The organism is Psychroflexus salis (assembly GCF_014640175.1).
Classification (GTDB): domain Bacteria; phylum Bacteroidota; class Bacteroidia; order Flavobacteriales; family Flavobacteriaceae; genus Psychroflexus; species Psychroflexus salis.
On sequence record NZ_BMGL01000007.1, the window covers coordinates 168,968 to 186,927 of the forward strand.

19 protein-coding genes and 1 tRNA gene are annotated in these 17,960 nt (G+C 32.1%); 10 read left to right on the top strand and 10 right to left on the bottom strand.

The window, feature by feature from the left end:
* Positions 1-25: 25 nt before the first annotated feature.
* The 5 genes from IEV63_RS07285 to IEV63_RS07305 form a co-directional block, all read right to left on the bottom strand.
* Complete coding sequence (locus IEV63_RS07285; RefSeq protein ID WP_188406137.1) at positions 26-1,012, bottom strand: DUF3871 family protein; 987 nt, start codon at positions 1,010-1,012, stop codon at positions 26-28.
* Positions 1,013-1,021: 9 nt separating this feature from the next.
* Positions 1,022-1,867, bottom strand: a complete 846-nt coding sequence (locus IEV63_RS07290; protein WP_188406138.1) for an AAA family ATPase — start codon at positions 1,865-1,867, stop codon at positions 1,022-1,024.
* A 98-nt stretch (positions 1,868-1,965) separates the two neighbouring features.
* Entirely contained in the window at positions 1,966-2,310 is a 345-nt protein-coding gene (locus IEV63_RS07295; RefSeq protein WP_188406139.1) for a hypothetical protein, read from the bottom strand.
* A gap of 233 nt (positions 2,311-2,543) precedes the next feature.
* Positions 2,544-3,158 carry an SH3 domain-containing protein gene (locus IEV63_RS07300; RefSeq protein ID WP_188406140.1) on the bottom strand — a complete coding sequence of 205 codons (615 nt, stop codon included), beginning with the start codon at positions 3,156-3,158 and terminating at the stop codon, positions 2,544-2,546.
* 55 nt (positions 3,159-3,213) lie between these two features.
* The gene (locus tag IEV63_RS07305; RefSeq protein WP_188406141.1) at positions 3,214-3,630 is read right to left on the bottom strand and encodes a hypothetical protein; all 417 of its coding nucleotides are present in this window, start codon (positions 3,628-3,630) and stop codon (positions 3,214-3,216) included.
* 333 nt (positions 3,631-3,963) lie between these two features.
* Here IEV63_RS07305 and IEV63_RS13130 point away from each other — a divergent pair, with 333 nt between their 5' ends.
* Complete coding sequence (locus IEV63_RS13130; RefSeq protein WP_188406142.1) at positions 3,964-4,194, top strand: helix-turn-helix domain-containing protein; 231 nt, start codon at positions 3,964-3,966, stop codon at positions 4,192-4,194.
* On the opposite strand, the gene IEV63_RS07315 is transcribed toward IEV63_RS13130, so the two are convergent.
* From IEV63_RS07315 to IEV63_RS07330, 4 genes are all read right to left on the bottom strand, one after another.
* On the bottom strand, positions 4,191-5,390 hold the full coding sequence (locus tag IEV63_RS07315) for a site-specific integrase (RefSeq protein ID WP_188406143.1): 1,200 nt from the start codon (positions 5,388-5,390) through the stop codon (positions 4,191-4,193). The genes IEV63_RS13130 and IEV63_RS07315 overlap by 4 nt on opposite strands.
* A 302-nt stretch (positions 5,391-5,692) precedes the next feature.
* Positions 5,693-5,766: transfer RNA gene (locus IEV63_RS07320), tRNA-Asn, on the bottom strand.
* Positions 5,767-5,856: 90 nt separating this feature from the next.
* Positions 5,857-7,173, bottom strand: a complete 1,317-nt coding sequence (rseP, locus tag IEV63_RS07325; RefSeq protein ID WP_188406144.1) for an RIP metalloprotease RseP — start codon at positions 7,171-7,173, stop codon at positions 5,857-5,859.
* Positions 7,174-7,288: 115 nt separating this feature from the next.
* Entirely contained in the window at positions 7,289-7,528 is a 240-nt protein-coding gene (locus IEV63_RS07330; protein ID WP_188406145.1) for a hypothetical protein, read from the bottom strand.
* Between the two features lie 177 nt (positions 7,529-7,705).
* Between IEV63_RS07330 and IEV63_RS07335 the strand changes: the two genes are divergently transcribed.
* The gene (locus IEV63_RS07335; protein WP_188406146.1) at positions 7,706-9,055 is read left to right on the top strand and encodes a deoxyguanosinetriphosphate triphosphohydrolase; all 1,350 of its coding nucleotides are present in this window, start codon (positions 7,706-7,708) and stop codon (positions 9,053-9,055) included.
* 167 nt (positions 9,056-9,222) lie between these two features.
* Here IEV63_RS07335 and IEV63_RS07340 read toward each other — a convergent pair whose 3' ends face one another.
* Complete coding sequence (locus IEV63_RS07340) at positions 9,223-9,885, bottom strand: hypothetical protein (protein ID WP_188406147.1); 663 nt, start codon at positions 9,883-9,885, stop codon at positions 9,223-9,225.
* 87 nt (positions 9,886-9,972) lie between these two features.
* On the opposite strand from IEV63_RS07340, the gene IEV63_RS07345 reads away from it, so the two are divergent.
* From IEV63_RS07345 to nadD, 8 genes are all read left to right on the top strand, one after another.
* Complete coding sequence (locus IEV63_RS07345; protein WP_188406148.1) at positions 9,973-12,102, top strand: prolyl oligopeptidase family serine peptidase; 2,130 nt, start codon at positions 9,973-9,975, stop codon at positions 12,100-12,102.
* A 95-nt stretch (positions 12,103-12,197) separates the two neighbouring features.
* Positions 12,198-12,833 carry a porin family protein gene (locus tag IEV63_RS07350; protein ID WP_188406149.1) on the top strand — a complete coding sequence of 212 codons (636 nt, stop codon included), beginning with the start codon at positions 12,198-12,200 and terminating at the stop codon, positions 12,831-12,833.
* A gap of 77 nt (positions 12,834-12,910) precedes the next feature.
* Positions 12,911-13,537, top strand: a complete 627-nt coding sequence (locus tag IEV63_RS07355; protein ID WP_188406150.1) for a porin family protein — start codon at positions 12,911-12,913, stop codon at positions 13,535-13,537.
* Between the two features lie 290 nt (positions 13,538-13,827).
* On the top strand, positions 13,828-14,964 hold the full coding sequence (locus tag IEV63_RS07360) for an ATP-binding protein (protein ID WP_188406151.1): 1,137 nt from the start codon (positions 13,828-13,830) through the stop codon (positions 14,962-14,964).
* A 2-nt stretch (positions 14,965-14,966) separates the two neighbouring features.
* The gene (locus IEV63_RS07365; protein ID WP_188406152.1) at positions 14,967-15,704 is read left to right on the top strand and encodes a metallophosphoesterase family protein; all 738 of its coding nucleotides are present in this window, start codon (positions 14,967-14,969) and stop codon (positions 15,702-15,704) included.
* A gap of 194 nt (positions 15,705-15,898) precedes the next feature.
* Entirely contained in the window at positions 15,899-16,765 is an 867-nt protein-coding gene (locus IEV63_RS07370; RefSeq protein WP_188406153.1) for a YicC/YloC family endoribonuclease, read from the top strand.
* Positions 16,765-17,340 (top strand): guanylate kinase, encoded by a 576-nt coding sequence (gene gmk, locus IEV63_RS07375; RefSeq protein WP_188406154.1) that lies wholly within the window; start codon positions 16,765-16,767, stop codon positions 17,338-17,340. The genes IEV63_RS07370 and gmk overlap by 1 nt, the downstream gene beginning before the upstream one ends.
* Positions 17,341-17,346: 6 nt before the next feature.
* Positions 17,347-17,931 carry a nicotinate (nicotinamide) nucleotide adenylyltransferase gene (gene nadD, locus IEV63_RS07380; protein ID WP_188406155.1) on the top strand — a complete coding sequence of 195 codons (585 nt, stop codon included), beginning with the start codon at positions 17,347-17,349 and terminating at the stop codon, positions 17,929-17,931.
* Positions 17,932-17,960: the final 29 nt, after the last annotated feature.

A 17,960-nucleotide genomic window follows, 5' to 3' on the forward strand; every position in this document is an offset into this window, starting at 1 on the left:
TTACAATCAATAAACAGCTATATTATTAATTTGGTAAGTACCAAGAAAACTCATCAAATTGCTCTGAATTTGCGATATGCCTTATTATCTCATAAGCATTTACGTTTCGTTCAATATTGTTATCTATATAGGTGGTCTTATTTGCTTCTGTAAAAAGATTGTACAAGTTCCACAACGAAATATTATTATTTGCATCTCTTTTGAAATTTGGACACTCATAATATTGTTTTACCGCATGGTTTATTTGCCCATCGTTTAAAAGCATCGGATGTATTCTTGCCTTATCTTTTTTTGATAAATGCTGATACATCCTTGCCTTACCAATAAAATGAGCAAAAGATTCTTCATCTAACTGAAGTTTAGAAAAACTTTCTAAGGTTGTTAAGTGTTGGTCTTTATCATAAGATTGAAAAAGTTCTATCATTTTATTTTCTAAATCATCAACTGAACCAACTCTTATTTCATTTGAAAACCCATCTGTTGAAACACAAAGATTTAAGCACACTTTATTTTGAAAACCTATAAAGATTTTGAATTTTTCTAAGTTCTTTCTACTGTATAGATTTTCTTGATTGTAAGCTCTTACTCCACCTATTGACAAGGTTAGTGGATTACCTGAAATACTTTCTTCAATTTGAGTTAGCTCCATTAAAAAAGCACAACGTTCATAATAGATAGTTTTTTCATGCTCCTGGAGCTCTTTTACTGGCTTTCCAATAGCTGTTGGAACTCTTCCTTTGATTTGATGAGAAACTCTAATATTTGGCTCTGAAACATCAAATCCATTAAACAAATCTGCTATAACATCTTTAGCTTTTTTAATAAATTGATAATGTGAAATGGTGGTTTCATTATCTTTTGAAAACACAGGAATTATACAATCATTTTTTAAATGATTAAGCTCTACACTTCTTGTTCTTCCACCTATAAATTCACTTTTATTTTTAGTTGGGTTGGAATGATTTTCTAAAGCTATATTGGGTGTTTCTTTTTCTACTTTAATTAACTCCATAATATCTAGTTATTTTACAATTTGACCTTGTTCTACAATTTGTTCTATTTCATTTTTTTTCTCCATAATAAATGGCTGTATTTGGGATCTTAATCCTGAATATTTTTTGTAAATACTTCTAAGTTCTTCTAGAGTTTTACAAGTATCTATTTCATTTTCTACATCTTCAAGAGAAATTCCTTCACTGCACCATTCAATTAATTTTTTACCTGTTGATTGATTGATTACAAACTCTGGCTGATTCATAAATAAACCTGTTCTATCCTTGGATGCCTTAGCTAAATGATTGTCATTAATCAATTCAAAATTTACCGTAAGCTCATATTCATAGCCTTCTCTGGTAACTTCTTTAGTTCCATGTTTAATTACTCTAGTTTTTCCACCCATATTAGAATCTAGTGAGTAGTCTATTTTTCTTCTAACTGTAGTAATTAAATGAGCCTTAGAATTAATAATTTTATCTATAAAAGAATTGTGAAGTGGTGTAACTTTAGCCCAATCTTGAAATCTACCACCTAGTTTTTCATGTATTTCTAAACATCCACCCTTACCAGACCACTCGTGTGTAATGCTATCTACAATTATTACTTTCATACCTGCTTTCTCACAGGTTTCTATTGCTTTAATATATCTTTCAGGACTAAATGGCTCTCTGATACTTAAAACATTAAAATCTCCTAGATGTGCATATAAGTTGGCGCTGTTGTTTTCAGTATCAATTATTGCTATTTTAGACCAGTCATTTGTCATACCATATGCCAAAAGCAATGCACTGTACGATTTTCCAAAACCACTTGCTCCACTTAAACCTACTCTTAGTTTGACTTGATGTCTTTTTGCTTTTTGTAATTCCATAGTTAAATATTAAGGGTTATCATTTTAAAAATTATAAAGTGTAATCTTGATTATTAATTAAAAAAAGGGAACTCATTTAAGAATTCCCTTTGCAAGTTCTAAGCAACTGATTGCTGTTCTACAACTTGATCTTTAATTACTGCATCTTCTTCGTCTAGGTAGCGCCAACTGTAATTCATTTCGATAACTTCACCTGTACTAGGCACAATATACTCGTAAGGTTCAACTTGAACTTTACTAACTTCACCAGGTAACTCCGTACCCACTAAACCTTTACAAGTTATTTCATCAAAAGTACATGCTACCCTAGCTTTTCTTACCGTTAAATAGCTTCTTCCTGTTTCTTTACTAGTTACTTTTTCAACTCCACCTTGAACAATTAGTGAACAAAACTCTTCTCCTTTGTTGTTTTCGTTTACAACATAATCTACAATTTTAACCATAGTTTTATAAATTTTTTAGATTAAACAATAAGGGGTATATCCCCAAAACTCAAAAAGAGTGGGGGTTGATAGTTAATTATAGAGCATAACCGTTTAAAAAAAAATTCTGAAAAAATTCTGAAAAAAAAATTCAAAGCTTACTCAAAAAAAAAGGCAGAGATAAAATCTCTACCTTTAATTGTTTGTAAGATGGGTAATATGTTAACCCAAATTTCTATATAAGTAATTCATAATTAATCAATAATTAAAAAAGCCTTTGATATAAATCCAGTATAATCTTTAATCTTAACTTTGTAGTAATGATCAGATACCTTTTTTAAGACCTGAACTTTTTCTCCGTCATTTGGCTCATATATCACATCCGCTTTAACAGTAGGTTTGTTTCTAAGTTTTGGTTTTATTGCTTCTTGTTTAATGAAGGTCGTAAACATGGCATCACCAGATTTTTCTCTAATATATTTATTACCAATTTCTTCTTGAACTTGATTATAAATACTAATAATTTCATTCAAAAATTCTGTAGTTTTATTTTCACTCATAAAGACCCTATCATCGTAATTGGAAATAAAATCTCTATACCTTTTCTCAAAAACATATAGTATTTCGTCTCTCAAGTTTTCATCACTAACACTATTTGCATGATTTACTATCTTATCAATTAACCTACTGAAGCGAGCAGAATTTCGATCTTGATAATCTTGATTCTCTTTTGCTTGTTTAGCAACATTCATCATCTCATTTAGAGATCTAGATTTGTATTGACTAGGTTCTATATTTGTATTTTGATTGACTGTCTGAGAATAATTTAATATTGGAAATATTAGAAAGATTAATATTGATTTTTTCATTTTATTAGTTTTATTAGTAGTTTTATTGGTTGCTATTGTACAGTTAATAGCCTTTTCAGTATTTGTTCGGATAGTAAACTAATTTACCATTATAGTCTTTTTTATAAGTGCCTAAAATATTTCCGTATTCGTCCTTCTTTACAATATTGCCGTTAAAGTCTTTAGATAAAGTGTATAAAATATTTCCATATTTATCCTTAACAACCTCATTACCATTAAAATCAGTCGATTGTGTGCTTTGGGTATTACCATAATTATCTTTTGAAACCTTATTCCCATTAAAGTCTTTTGATTCTGTTTTAATAACATTTCCGTATTTGTCTTTCCATACGAAGTTCCCGTTGAAGTCTTCTGAACCTGTTGCTACTATGTTCCCATATTGATCTTTTGCAATTGTATTTCCATTATAGTCCTTTGAATAGCTAATTTGCTGTGAAGAACATAAAGTCGTAATAAAGGTAAATACTAGCAAGAATAATAATTTTTTCATTTTATTTAGATTTTAATTTGCTTACTCTGAATCAGTTTTCAGCATCCCTGTTTTATTAAAGTTTTAAGCATTGGTTTTTTTATACTATAGATTAATTAAATTTATTTTGTCATTTCTTGTTTAGCTTGTTTCTAAATGGGTCGATATAGTACTTACCAAAAGAGTATTTTCCATAAAAATTATTTTTCCCATCTAAAATCAAGAATTTTTATCCGATTTATTTCAAATTAAAAATGACATAATTAATGATAAATTTTAACAAATATAAGCATATATGCTTATATAGTATCATTAATTGTTACGGTATTTTGTTTTGTGGCAAATATTTCAAACAAAGAATTCCTTAAAAATTTTGGTAACAGACTTAGAAAGCATAGAGTTTTGAATGGTTTCACTCAGGCTCAACTTGCTTCTGAACTAAATGTAGAAATTTCTCAAATTAGCAGAATTGAGAGAGGTTTAATAAATACTTCTGTTGTCAACCTTTACAAGATATGTGAAACATTAGGAATATCACCTAAAGTCCTTATTTTCGATGATAATTAATTTTTCAAATTTTCCATTAATTTACGCATCTCTCTACTCACGCTCTGTTTCAAAACTTTTCCATAAGAATCCTGAGTAGTTTTAATACTAGAGTGTCCTAAAAGCTCACTTACTATTTCTATTGGCACATTATTATAAAGCAAGACAGTAGTTGCAAATGTTTTTCGTGCAATATGATGGGTAAGTCTTTTTTCAATTCCAACTATATCAGCAATCTCCTTGAGATATGAATTAAATCTTTGATTTGATATTGTTGGCAAAATATATTCACCGTCAGTAATATATTTATCAATTATTGACTTTGCTTTTGGTAGAAGTGGAATAAATACTTCTCGCTGAGTTTTTTGTCTAACTGTTTTTATCCAAATTTTTTTATCAAACCCTTTTTCTAAATTAGAGTGTTTAAGGTTTTTCATTTCCGAATAAGCTAAGCCAGTATAACAGCAGAATACAAACATGTCCCTAACTTTAGCCAATCTTGGTTGCTGTAATTTACAGTTCTCAAGATTATTTAACTCTTCTTCGTTTAAAAAAACAATGCTTTTTTTGACTTTTTTAGGTCTGTGATTAACAAAAGGATCTACTTCCAAATATCCATCAATTACTGCGTTTTTAATGGGCTCTTTAAAGCGTTGTAGTGACTTATTTATAGTGATTTGCTGGTTGTTTTTTTTAACCTTTAAGAAGTACTCAAATTCATTAATAAAAGTTGTGTTTAAATCTTTTAGTGGGATATCTTTCTTCTTTAGATAGGAATTGACGAACTCTTTCACATGATCGAAAACATACTTAAATTTATTAAAGGTAATCTGCTTTATATCTTTACCTATCAGTTTTCTTTTTTTCTCTAAATACTCGTCTAAATACTTTAAAAGTGAGTGTTCTTTTTTGAAAACCTTCCCTTTATATTTATCAATAATATCTTGAGCTGTGAAAAAGTTTTCCTGAACTTTTAATTGCAACACAATTCTATCAAGCTTATTTTTAATTAACTCAAGTTCTGAATTAATACTCCCAGAATGATTACTACTTATTTGTTTAGATGGCATCCATTCATGTGGCTTGATAAATATGCCTGTTGAGAATTGTGCACGATTGCCTTGGTGTGTAATTCTACAAAATATAGGACACAAATTCTGCTTGTTTTTTTTAGATTTAATCATGATAAACCTAATACTCATTTCATTTTGACTCATACTTCCAATTATTTTAGTTAAACAATTGGCATACAATTCTGGGCAAATAGTGTTTTTCCTTTATCCATAGTATCTCAAGTAGTGTACCTCGAAAAAATTAGTTGGTTACCGAATTGTGTACCTCGTAATACTAATTTTTATGTTAAAAAAGGGGGGGGCAAGAAAACACTATAAAAAAGTAAACAAGCTAACAACTTACTTTTAAAAATTGTAATTGCAGTAATAGCGCAGTATTTGAGAAATTTCAATTGAAACTTATTAAAAACAAAAAATCCCGATACTTGCGTATCAGGATTAATTTGCTCCCCCTCAAAGACTCGAACTTTGGACCCTCTGATTAACAGTCAGATGCTCTAACCAACTGAGCTAAGGGGGATTGTTTTTACTTATTTTACTAGGCGGATGCAAATATAAAGCTAATTTTAATTTCGCAAAATATTTTCATGTAAAAAAAGTAAAAATAATTTTATTCAAATAGCCAACGGTACACATCATTGCCGTTTGCAAATAATACCAAAGCAATTAATAAGAAAAAGCCTACCATTTGGGCATATTCCATAACCTTTTCGTTGGGTTTTCTACCACTAATCATTTCGTATAATAAAAACATCACGTGTCCACCATCTAATGCGGGAATGGGTAAGATGTTCATAAAAGCTAAAATTATTGAAATTAAAGCCGTTGCCATCCAGAAACCTTGCCAATCCCAACCACTTGGAAATAAGCTTCCTATGGCTCCAAAACCACCAACTTGGGTTGCGCCTTTTTCAGTAAATACATATTTAAATTGAGTAATATAATCTTTCAAGGTCCAGTAACCATAATCAAAACCAGCAGTAATACTTTCAGCAAAACCATAAGTTTTAGTTTCTACTTTAAGGTTGCTTCCATAAATAATACCAATTTTATCATCTTCATTAGGAGTAATACTTAAAGTCTTAAAGTTGCCATTGCGAGCAATTTTAAATTCTACCGTAGCATTACCGTTGTCTTGCATCAATTGGCTTAAACTTACTTGGTTTAAAATTTCTTCACCATTTAATTCATAAATTACATCACCTTTTGCCAAGCCGGCTTTTCCAGCAGGACTATCGGTCAAGACACTATCAATTTTCGGTTTAATTATAGGAAAAAAGGCCATTTCAATTTCACCAGCTTCAAACAATTGCATACCAATATTTTCAGGAAGAGCAATAGTAGTGTAATTGCCATCTCGTAAAACAGAAATTTCCTGAATATTTCTGAGTAGTAAATGCCGATTAATATCTATCGGATTTTCAAATTCTTTTCCGTTAACTTTAATAATTTGGTCGCCATCTTCAAAGCCTAAATCTTCCATAATTGGCGAAACTGTAAAACCTTCAGACAAGCTATTTGGGCTCACATAATTTTGTCCCCAAACAAACAATACCATCATATAAATTAAAAAACCCAATACAATGTTTACGGTAACACCGCCCAACATAATAATAAGACGCTGCCAAGCTGGTTTGCTTCTAAACTCCCAAGGTTGCGGTGGTTTAGCCATTTGCTCCTTGTCCATGCTTTCATCGATCATTCCAGCAATTTTAACGTAGCCGCCTAGTGGTAACCAACCAATCCCATACACGGTATCGCCAATTTTTTTCTTAAACAAAGAAAATTTCACATCAAAAAACAAGTAAAATTTTTCAACGCGTGTTTTAAATAATTTAGCGGGAATAAAGTGTCCTAATTCGTGTAAGACAATCAATAACGACAAGCTCAACAATAATTGTATAGCTTTTATAAAAAATGGATCCATGTAGACTATTTCAATTCAAAAAACATGCAAAAGTAAGCTTTTAAGTAGAGATAAAAAACTTCAACCTTTCTACTTCCATACATTTAGCTTTTGTTTGTGTTTCGCCCAATTGTTTTTAAAGCCAGGAACCTGCTTTTCGTTTCAAGTCCGCAGTTTTCATCCTACAAAACATCGGTGTACCAAGAGCTCCCGCTGGTCGCTTTGGTACTTGTGTTTTGCAAGCTTCAAACTTTGCGGGTTTTCCACTACAATCAGGGCTAGAGATAAATTCTAATTTCATACAAAATTGCCAAGATGTAATTACAATTGTAGAGCTTCCAACATCGCTTTTCACTTTGAATTCACAAAATGCCATATTTCATATCAATCTAGTTTTTCTTCTAAAAACACACCCATCTCCCGTCTTCTCTCATAGGGAAGAAGCTTATTAATATGAATGTATATTTTCACATTATTACATTAGATTATTAACAGATTAGCAAGTTCACTCGTTAATCAATTTTCGCTACTTTTGAAATCAAATTTTAAGCTTATGATGCAGTGGGAACAACTTTTGTCTTTAAGAAAGCAAGGCGACAGAAATAAAAGACTCCGAAAGGAACAAGACGAAACACGTTTAGGATTCGAAGTAGATTACGATCGTATAATTTTTTCTTCTGCGTTTAGGAGCTTGCAAGACAAAACTCAAGTTATTCCCTTAAGTAAAACCGATTTCGTGCATACTCGCTTAACCCATTCCTTAGAAGTTTCGGTAGTTGGGCGTTCGTTAGGCAGAAAAGTAGGGCAGCAATTGTTGCATAAACACCCACATTTATCGGCAACGCATGGCTATCACTATCACGATTTTGGCGCGATTGTAGCTGCTGCTGCCCTGGCACACGATATCGGAAATCCACCCTTCGGACATTCAGGAGAAAAGGCTATTGGCGAGTTTTTTACAACAGGTAAAGGCCAAATTTATAAAGACAAACTTACGCTTTCTCAATGGCAAGACTTAACCCATTTTGAAGGTAATGCCAATGGTTTTAAATTACTAACCGAAGACAAAGAAGGCGCTCCCGGTGGATTGAGAATTTCGTATGCAACTTTAGGTGCATTTACTAAATATCCCAAAGCTAGCCTACCATACAAACCCACTAAAAAAATAGCCGATAAAAAGTTTGGATATTTCCAAGAACAGGCTCATTTTTTTAATGAAGTAGCCAGCGAACTCGGTATGCTTGTAACATCTGCAAAGGGAGAAGAAAAACGCTATGCGCGCCATCCGCTTGCATTTTTGGTGGAAGCTGCAGACGATATTTGTTACACGGTAATCGATTTTGAAGATGGTATTAATCTAGGTTTAATTGAAGAAGATAAGGCTTTAGAATACCTTTCTAAAATTATAGCTCAACGCATTAATACAGAAAAATACAGCCAATTAAAACACACCAAAGATCGAATGAATTATTTGCGTTCCTTGGCAATTGGATCGTTAATTGACGAAGCTGTGCGTATTTTCCTAGAAAATGAAGATGCTATTTTAAAAGGTGAGTTTCATCAAGCTTTGCTTGATGCCTCTAAATATAAAGCACAAATAAACGATATTATAGATATCAGCATCAAAAAAATATACCAAAGTCGTGAGGTCTTAGAAAAGGAAATTTCGGGATATAAAATTTTATCTACCCTATTAAACACCTTTATTTCTGCTGCAATCAACTACAAAAATGGAAACGAAAACAACTACGATAAATTAATTATTAAAAGTTTTTTAAGTGAGTATGATTTTGAAAAGATGTCGACCTATCAAATACTGTTAGAAATTTGTTCGCTCATCGCTTCTATGACAGATGGAAATGCTCTGCGGGTTTTTAAAAAATTAGAAATGGGGAGTGTGTAAAGTTCAAATTCTAATTGCATGACTTCATTTAAATTGATAGCTTATAAAATTATACTTGTATCAATTTTCAACTTTAGTTTGTTGCTTTAAAGTTTTAACCTTCATTAAAGGTGTATTCTCTATTTATTAATGAAGATTAACTTCATCTTATATACATTTTACTAAAATCACTCTAGTAAAATCATAAACTTTTTATTGGGTTTTTGTATACTCTTTAAAGTATAAGTACAAACATTTCCGTTGTGGTCTATCTCATCTCGTTGAACCATATTTCCTAATAGCGGGAAACCTTCTTTGCGCATTTCTTCATAAAATCCTTCGTGAAAACTAAAAGTAACTCCGCTGCTACTGTGGTCAATATAATAGATTATTTGTTTAGCTCTAGAAAAGTTTTTCACTTTAAATGTATAAGCATTTAACATGCGGTGATCTCTAATTACATTCTCTTTTTTTAAATAACTTAACTTACTATTGTTTTTGGGCAAATGCTCAACATCGTTTATACTTTTCATATCAGTAATCAACAATTCTACTACAGATGCAGCATTAAATTGACTTAAAGCAAATAGCTCATAATCAATTACCTTATGCTGATTAACTAGGTATAAAATTATTTTTTCATCACTAAAGGAGTTCAGGTTATAAAATGCATACTTAGTTTCATTATAAAAGTTTTGATAAATTACATGGTATTTATTCTGAAAATTATCTTTTGAGCAGTTTTCATTTTCGTAGTATAACATTTGGTGTACTTCAAATGCAGTTTTATTTTGCTGAGCAAAGAATATCTGAATAGAAAAAAGAAGTAAAAATAGAATTGTGTTTTCCATAAAATTTTACAAACTTATAGTAAATATGCATTAAAATAGCCAACCCATCTTAATCTAATTCTATATTTTTACTAAAATTTTATTTCTATGAAAAATTATTTAATGTTAGCAATTACTGCTTCTGTTTTAATGGCTTGCAGTATCGATAAACAAGAACCCCAAACTATGCTATATCCCGAAACACGAATGGATGAAACCGTCGACACCTATTTTGATCGAGAAGTGAAAGATCCCTATCGTTGGTTGGAAGACGACCGTAGCGAAGAAACCGAGGCTTGGGTAAAAGCTCAAAACAAAGTAACTTTCGATTACCTTAGTAAAATCCCTTATCGGGAACAACTTGAAAAACGACTTACCGAAATTTGGAATTACGAAAAAGTAAGCGCTCCTTTTAAACGTGGCGATTACACCTATTTTTATAAAAACGACGGACTCCAAAATCAGTCCGTTTTGTACCGTTATCCAAACGATGGAAATATTGAAAATGCCAAGGTGTTTTTGAATCCTAACGAGTTTAGTAAAGACGGAACTACTTCTTTGGCTGGTTTAAGCTTTACTAAAGATGGAAAAACCGCAGCCTATTCTATTTCTGAGGGTGGAAGCGATTGGCGAAAAATAATTGTTATCGATGCAGAAACACGTACACAAAAAGAAGACACTTTAGTAGATGTAAAATTTAGTGGTGTTTCTTGGTTTAAGGATGAAGGTTTTTATTATTCAAGTTACGATAAACCCGAAGGAAGCGAACTTTCAGCAAAAACAGATCAACATAAATTATACTATCATAAATTAGGAACACCCCAAAAAGAAGACCCTGTTATTTATGGCGCTCTTCCAGAAGAAAAACATCGTTATGTTGGTGGAAGTGTAACCGAAGACAATCGGTATTTAATCATTTCTGCTTCAAAATCTACTTCAGGAAATCGGTTGTTTATTAAAGATTTAACCCAAAAAGATGCAGATTTAGTTGCTGTTATAACGCATTACGACAATGATGTGTATGTGTTGGATAATGAAGAAGATAAACTTTTTTTAGTAACCGATTTAGATGCGCCTAACAAAAAAGTAGTTCAGGTAAGTGCAAACAATCCCACCCCAGAAAATTGGGTAGATTTTATTCCTGAAACCGAACATGTTTTATCGCCATCTACCGCTGGCGGCTATTTTTTTGCAAATTATATAGTCGATGCTGTTTCGCAAGTAAAGCAATTTGATAAACAAGGAAAATTAGTACGTACAGTAGAATTACCAGGAGTAGGTTCTGCTGGAGGCTTTGGTGCAAAAGATGAAGAAACCGAATTGTATTTCTCCTTTACCAACTATACCACACCAGGCAGCATTTACAAATACGAAATAGAATCTGGAAATTCTGAATTATACATTCAGCCAGAAATTGATTTTAATCCTGAAGCCTACGAAAGCAAGCAGGTATTTTACACATCAAAAGACGGTACGAAAGTGCCGATGATTATTACCCACAAAAAAGGAGTCGAACTCAACGGTAAAAATCTAACCATGCTCTATGGATATGGCGGTTTCAATATTTCGTTAACTCCTTCATTTAGCACGGCTAATGTAGCATGGTTAGAAAATGGCGGAGTTTACGCCGTTGCTAACTTACGCGGTGGTGGCGAATATGGAAAAGATTGGCACAATGCAGGAACAAAAATGAAAAAGCAAAATGTGTTTGACGATTTTATCGCTGCAGCGGAATTTTTAATCGATGAAAAATACACTTCATCAGAAAAATTAGCCATTCGTGGTGGCTCCAATGGAGGCTTGTTAGTTGGAGCTTGTATGACGCAACGTCCAGAATTATTTCAAGTGGCGCTACCCGCAGTTGGTGTTTTAGACATGTTGCGTTACCATACATTTACCTCGGGTGCTGGTTGGGCTTACGATTATGGAACATCTGCAGATAGTCCTGAAATGTTTGAATACTTACTTAATTATTCGCCAGTTCACAATGTAAAAGAAGATGTTGAATACCCAGCAACCTTAGTAACCACAGGCGATCATGACGACCGCGTTGTGCCAGCGCACAGTTTTAAGTTTGCTGCTGCTTTACAAAGTAAACAAACAGGAAACAATCCAACCTTAATTCGTATTGAAACCGATGCTGGACATGGTGCGGGAAAACCTACTTCAAAAATTATTGAAGAATATGCCGATATTTTTGCATTTACCTTTTACAATATGGGTGTAGAAAAGCTATAAATAACTTAACATTTTTTGACTGAAAATACCCGTTAACGGGTAGCTGATTTTTCTTTGGATAGTTTATCTTTATGTAAATTTTAAAAAACAAAATAATGAAAAAAACAATACTCTTAATTGTATTACTCATAGCAACATCTAGCATAGCTCAAACTGTTAAATATGGTATTCGTGGAGGTTTAAATTTAACCAATGTAGATTTCGAAGTTTCAAGTGGTGGAGCTTCTCTTGGTGTTGATACTGATTCAAGAACTTCTTTTTATGTGGGAGGCTTTGCTGAATTTTCATTACCCGACTCAGAACATAAAATACAAACAGGTTTAGGCTACCACGCTAATGGGTTTAAATATAATTTTGCTGAAGAAAAGGGGAGCTTTTTAATCTCTCAGATTAATATTCCAGCTTTATTTAAATTTAATGCAGCCAATGGTTTATACATTAATGGCGGTGCTTATGTAGGAATAATTGTAGCAGCTGAAGCCGAAGTTGAATACTACGATTTTTTTGAAGATCGAACCATTAAAGAAACTGAAGATGTTGGTGATGCGTTTAACACTTTAGACTTAGGACTTTCCGTAGGAGCTGAATATAATTTAGAAAATGGAATCTTTTTCGATTTAAGATACAACTATGGTTTATTAGATATTGCAACTGACGAAGAAGGATTTGATGGCGAAACGCTGGAAATTAAAAACCGCGCTTTCATGCTTGGTTTAGGATATAAGTTTTAGTAAAGCTTTTAAATATAAATCCATTTAAAAGCTAGTGAAACCTAAAAATTGATATTTTTACGGAAAATTAAACAAACATGAAAAATATTTTTATTGCATTCTTAATTGTTTTTTCAACATGCACCTTTGCACAAGAAACATTCAGCGGTGTTAAAGGTGGGTTTAATTATGCAACCGCAGATTTTAGTTCGAATAGTATAGATATCGATAACAGCTTTATCGCTTCATTTTATGGTGGCTTATTTGCCGAGTTTGGTCTAAAAAAATCGGAAGATAAATTAGAATTAGGCTTAATTTACCATAGAAACGGTACCGACTATAAAGTTACTACTGAAGGAGAAGCTTCAGAAAAAGGCTTGGTTTATGTAAACCAAATTAATTTACCACTTACTTACAAAAAGAGCATTAACGAAAATTTATTTTTAACGGGAGGAGCTTATTTAGGAGTTATACTTTATGCCGATGTACAATACGAAGTAAGCAATACCAATTTTTCAGAAACCATCGAAATTACTGATGATTTCGAAATGTTTGAAGCTGGATTAAGTCTAGGAGTAGAATACAATTTCAATTTTGGTGGATTTGTAGAGCTTAAATACAACTACGGGCTTACTAACACTTATAAAGACGAACCTGATACTTTTGAAGGTGAAGCGGACTTTAAAAATCGATTTTTTCTTCTAGGTGTAGGATACCGATTTTAAACATTTTTTTAAACTCATTTATAAAGACTCTTTTATTTTAAAAGAGTCTTTTTTATGTAAAATGACAAAATTAGTACTCTCCCAAATAGTTAAATTCCCCAATTAGCATATTAGTACATTATTCTTCACAATCAATTAAGCCTTGTTTTAACAACTTTAGCTAAAAAATAATTTATTTTTGATAACTAAAGCTAATTATTATTTTAAATACATCTCAGGCTTTTCAGAATGTTTAAAATATATTTGGGTGTTATACCATTGTAAGTTATAAATAAGATAAGTTAATAAACATGATTAACAAACGGCTTTTAATTAAAAACTTACTAGCGCATAACGACGAGAATAGTTTTTACGATAAAAAGCTGAAACTGAATATTATTACACAAGAAGGGAAAGCTAAATTTTTAAAGCATATCTGTTCTTTAAGCAATAGCAATCCTACCAACAATGCCTATTTGGTAATAGGTGTTCAAGATGAAGATAACCATATTGTAGGAGTCGATTTTTTTGATGATGCTAAGATCCAAAATTTAGTAAATGCTTATTTAGAAAACCCGCCTTTGGTGGCTTATGAAAATATACCATTTCCACATCTTACAGAAAATAAAGTAATTGGTTTAGTAAGTATTCGTCCTAAAAACAACTTTAGCATTTGTTCCTTGCGAAAAAACATTTGGAAATACTATGGTGGTACTGTCTTTATGCGCGAAGGTAGCATAAGTAAACCCAGAGCATTCGATATTGAAATTAAGGCAACTAATGAAGATTTTGTGTCAGCTATTGAAAAACATTCTGAAAATAATATTGAATATACCTTAGATGGTGTTTTCGAGTTTATGAAAAAAAATGAAGCATACCAACCTCAATATTTCGTTTTTAAGGAATATTTTGTGTTGTGTTGGGCAGGAAAAAAGAAACAAAAAAACGATAAAACCTTCTTCTCTAGAGTAAATATTGAATTGGTGAATGAACAAGTTAAACTCTTTTATTCTAATTACGATGAGGTTGAAATTGAAATTGGAAAAAATCACTTCGAAATTTTAGAATATGTGCATCTAGGTCTAGAAAAAAGCTTTAAATACTATCCTTTAGAGAAAGTAAAAATTGAATTTAAAAACAATATGTCCTACGATATTTCATCGCAGTTGGTTTTTCAACCACCTGTTTACGAATCAAAATCACTACATCATTACTACAATGCAACAAATGTTTTGCTTCAAAAATTAAAAAAAGAAATTCTGTTAAACGAAATAGAAAAAAAAGACTTAGTAAATTTACCATCCCTATATTTAATTAGTCATTTAAATGGATTTAGTGAAGCACTAACAAAATTAGAAGAAGCAAAACCTTATTTAAGAAAATACCCCATTGCTTACAAAAAATATAAAGAAAACATGCGAATTTTACGTAAAATCAAGTACAATTAACTATGGCAAATTCTAATAGAACCCTAGTTATTGGCGATATTCATGGTGGTTTAAAAGCGCTACAACAAATTTTAAAACGCGCAGCAGCAACTACCAACGACCAGCTTATTTTTTTAGGAGATTACGTAGATGGATGGTCAGACTCCGCAGAAGTAATTAATTTTTTAATTCAGTTAAAAGCCGACTACAACTGCCGATTTATTCGAGGAAATCACGATGCCTTAGTAAACAATTGGTTAAAAACTGGAGAAGCTAACGAAAAATGGATGCAACACGGCGGTCAAAGTACAAAAGATGCCTACCAAGAAATCGACCAAGGTACCATAAAATTGCACATTCAATTTATGGACGATTTAGAAAATTATTATGTAAACGAGCAAAATAAATTATTTTTACATGCGGGTTTTTCCAATTTACACGGCCCCGATTACGAATGGTACAAACACGTGGTGTATTGGGATAGAACACTTTGGGAAATGGTAATTTGTATGGATCCTAAAATCGATGAAAATCACGATTTATATCCAGCCCGATTAAAATTATTTAAAGAAATTTACATCGGTCATACGCCCACTACGCGAATAGGATTTAATGAGCCGGTTAACTTCCAAAACGTTTGGAATATAGACACTGGAGCAGCATTTAAAGGTGCTTTAAGCATCATGGATATTGACACTAAACAAGTTTGGCAGAGCGACCCTGTTTACCAATTATATCCGAACGAAAGTGGAAGAAATTAAAGCAGCTTTTTAGTATAAAACCACATCTTTTTTTATTTTTTTAAAATTTTTCACATCTCATTTTAAAAATCAAGTTGTGCTGAGCTTGCCGAAGCGCAGGCTTCACTCTTTTGTTGCAGTAGACTAATTTTAAATCACTACATCATTGCTTAATCCTTGTAACTCAATTAACTTTGCGACTTAAATTATAGTTCATGATTCATTCTATGACGGGTTTTGGAAAATCTACTGTTCAACTCCCCAACAAAAAAATTAGTGTAGAAATCAAGTCTTTAAACTCTAAAAACTTAGATGTAAACACTCGAATGCCATCGCAATACCGAGCAAAAGAACTTGTAATGCGAAAAATGATTGCAGAAAAAATTGGTCGTGGCAAAGTAGATTTCACCCTTCAAGTTGAAGTTACTGGCGATGAAACTTCGACAAAAATTAATCACGAAATTGTAAAAGCTTATATGTACGAGCTTCGAGATTTGGCTAGCATTAGTAGTGCAGAAAATGCTAAATTATTAGAAATAGCATTATCCTTACCCGATGCCGTTTCTACTGATGCTGCAGAAGTAGATGAATCTGAATTTAAAGCCATTCAAAATGCAATTAACGAAGCCTTAATCAATTTAAATTCGTACAGAAAAGATGAAGGTTTAGCTATGGAAAAAGATTTTAAACACCGTATAGAACAACTTCAGCTTTTATTAAAAGAAGTTATAGAAGTTGACCCTGAACGCATGCAAAATTTACGCACAAAGCTCGAAACAGCGGTAGAAGATTTAAAATCTAAAGTAGACGAAGACCGATTTGAACAAGAACTCGTATTTTATATTGAAAAATACGATATTACAGAAGAAAAAGTTCGTTTAGCAAATCACTTAAGTTATTTTATTGAAACCTTAAACGCGAAGGAGTCTGGTGGAAAGAAATTAGGATTTATAAGTCAGGAAATGGGTAGAGAAATCAATACCATTGGTAGTAAATCAAACTTCGCACCCATGCAAAAATTAGTCGTGCAGATGAAGGATGAATTAGAAAAAATTAAAGAACAAATGCTGAATATACTCTAATGAAAAAGCAAGGTAAACTCATCGTCTTTTCAGCTCCTTCAGGCTCAGGTAAAACCACCATAGTTCACTATTTATTAAGCAAACCTGAACTCGATTTAGACTTTTCTATTTCGGCAACTTCGCGCGCACCACGCGGGCATGAAAAACATGGAGAAGATTATTATTTTATGAGCTTAAAAGAATTTAAGCAACACATTAAAAATGATGATTTTTTAGAATGGGAAGAAGTGTACCGCGATAATTTTTACGGTACTTTAAAAGCAGAAGTAGAACGCATTTGGGAAATGGGAAAACACGTGGTTTTTGATATCGATGTGGTCGGTGGATTAGACATTAAACAAATTTATCCTGAACAGACCTTAGCGGTTTTTGTAAAACCACCAAGTATAGAAGAATTAAAAATTAGGCTAAAAAAACGCAAAACCGAAACTGACGACAAAATAAATATGCGTGTAGCTAAGGCTTCGATTGAATTAGCTACAGCTCCGCAATTTGACCATATCATCGTTAATAACGAATTGAGTGAGGCTTTAGAAGAAGCCTATGATTTAGTTAAAGAATTTATTGAAAAATAAATTAAAATGAAGAAAAACATCGGTTTGTATTTTGGAAGCTTTAATCCTATTCATATTGGGCATTTAATCATTGCAAATTACTTAGCTGAATTTACAGATTTAGATGAAGTTTGGCTCGTAATTTCACCCCAAAGTCCCTTTAAGAAAAAAGCTAGTTTGTTGGAGAATCACCACCGTTATGAATTGGTTTATAGAGCGCTAGAAAATTTTGATAAACTAAAAGCATCGAATATAGAATTCGATTTACCCACACCTAATTACACATCAAAAACCTTAGCAGTTTTAGCAGAAAAACATCCCGAATATAGCTTCAACTTAATTATGGGAGAAGATAATTTGCGAAGCTTTCATAAATGGAAAAACTACGAATTTATTTTAGAAAACCACAAAATTTATGTGTGTCCACGTTTAGGCGATGGGAAAATAAATGAAGACTTTCAAAGCCATAAAAATATTCATTTTACCAACACCCCAATTATGCATATTTCAGCTAGTTTAATTCGCGATTCAATTCAAAAGAGCAAGAATATTCGCCCTATGTTACCCAATGCAGTTTGGCAATACATCGACGAAATGAACTTTTACCGCTAAGATTACTGTTTTTAAACTATATTTTTTAA

What these genes read in the sequence shown, in the direction of transcription:
- IEV63_RS07285 (WP_188406137.1), bottom strand. Translation starts at nt 1,012, where the DNA reads ATGGAGTTAATTAAAGTAGAAAAAGAAACACCCAATATAGCTTTAGAA.
- IEV63_RS07345 (WP_188406148.1), top strand. Translation starts at nt 9,973, where the DNA reads ATGAAAAATTATTTAATGTTAGCAATTACTGCTTCTGTTTTAATGGCT.
- rseP (WP_188406144.1), bottom strand. Translation starts at nt 7,173, where the DNA reads ATGGATCCATTTTTTATAAAAGCTATACAATTATTGTTGAGCTTGTCG.
- IEV63_RS07355 (WP_188406150.1), top strand. Translation starts at nt 12,911, where the DNA reads ATGAAAAATATTTTTATTGCATTCTTAATTGTTTTTTCAACATGCACC.
- IEV63_RS07290 (WP_188406138.1), bottom strand. Translation starts at nt 1,867, where the DNA reads ATGGAATTACAAAAAGCAAAAAGACATCAAGTCAAACTAAGAGTAGGT.
- IEV63_RS07335 (WP_188406146.1), top strand. Translation starts at nt 7,706, where the DNA reads ATGATGCAGTGGGAACAACTTTTGTCTTTAAGAAAGCAAGGCGACAGA.
- IEV63_RS07360 (WP_188406151.1), top strand. Translation starts at nt 13,828, where the DNA reads ATGATTAACAAACGGCTTTTAATTAAAAACTTACTAGCGCATAACGAC.
- IEV63_RS07295 (WP_188406139.1), bottom strand. Translation starts at nt 2,310, where the DNA reads ATGGTTAAAATTGTAGATTATGTTGTAAACGAAAACAACAAAGGAGAA.
- IEV63_RS07300 (WP_188406140.1), bottom strand. Translation starts at nt 3,158, where the DNA reads ATGAAAAAATCAATATTAATCTTTCTAATATTTCCAATATTAAATTAT.
- nadD (WP_188406155.1), top strand. Translation starts at nt 17,347, where the DNA reads ATGAAGAAAAACATCGGTTTGTATTTTGGAAGCTTTAATCCTATTCAT.
- IEV63_RS07365 (WP_188406152.1), top strand. Translation starts at nt 14,967, where the DNA reads ATGGCAAATTCTAATAGAACCCTAGTTATTGGCGATATTCATGGTGGT.
- IEV63_RS07340 (WP_188406147.1), bottom strand. Translation starts at nt 9,885, where the DNA reads ATGGAAAACACAATTCTATTTTTACTTCTTTTTTCTATTCAGATATTC.
- IEV63_RS07315 (WP_188406143.1), bottom strand. Translation starts at nt 5,390, where the DNA reads ATGAGTCAAAATGAAATGAGTATTAGGTTTATCATGATTAAATCTAAA.
- IEV63_RS07350 (WP_188406149.1), top strand. Translation starts at nt 12,198, where the DNA reads ATGAAAAAAACAATACTCTTAATTGTATTACTCATAGCAACATCTAGC.
- IEV63_RS07370 (WP_188406153.1), top strand. Translation starts at nt 15,899, where the DNA reads ATGATTCATTCTATGACGGGTTTTGGAAAATCTACTGTTCAACTCCCC.
- IEV63_RS07330 (WP_188406145.1), bottom strand. Translation starts at nt 7,528, where the DNA reads ATGGCATTTTGTGAATTCAAAGTGAAAAGCGATGTTGGAAGCTCTACA.
- gmk (WP_188406154.1), top strand. Translation starts at nt 16,765, where the DNA reads ATGAAAAAGCAAGGTAAACTCATCGTCTTTTCAGCTCCTTCAGGCTCA.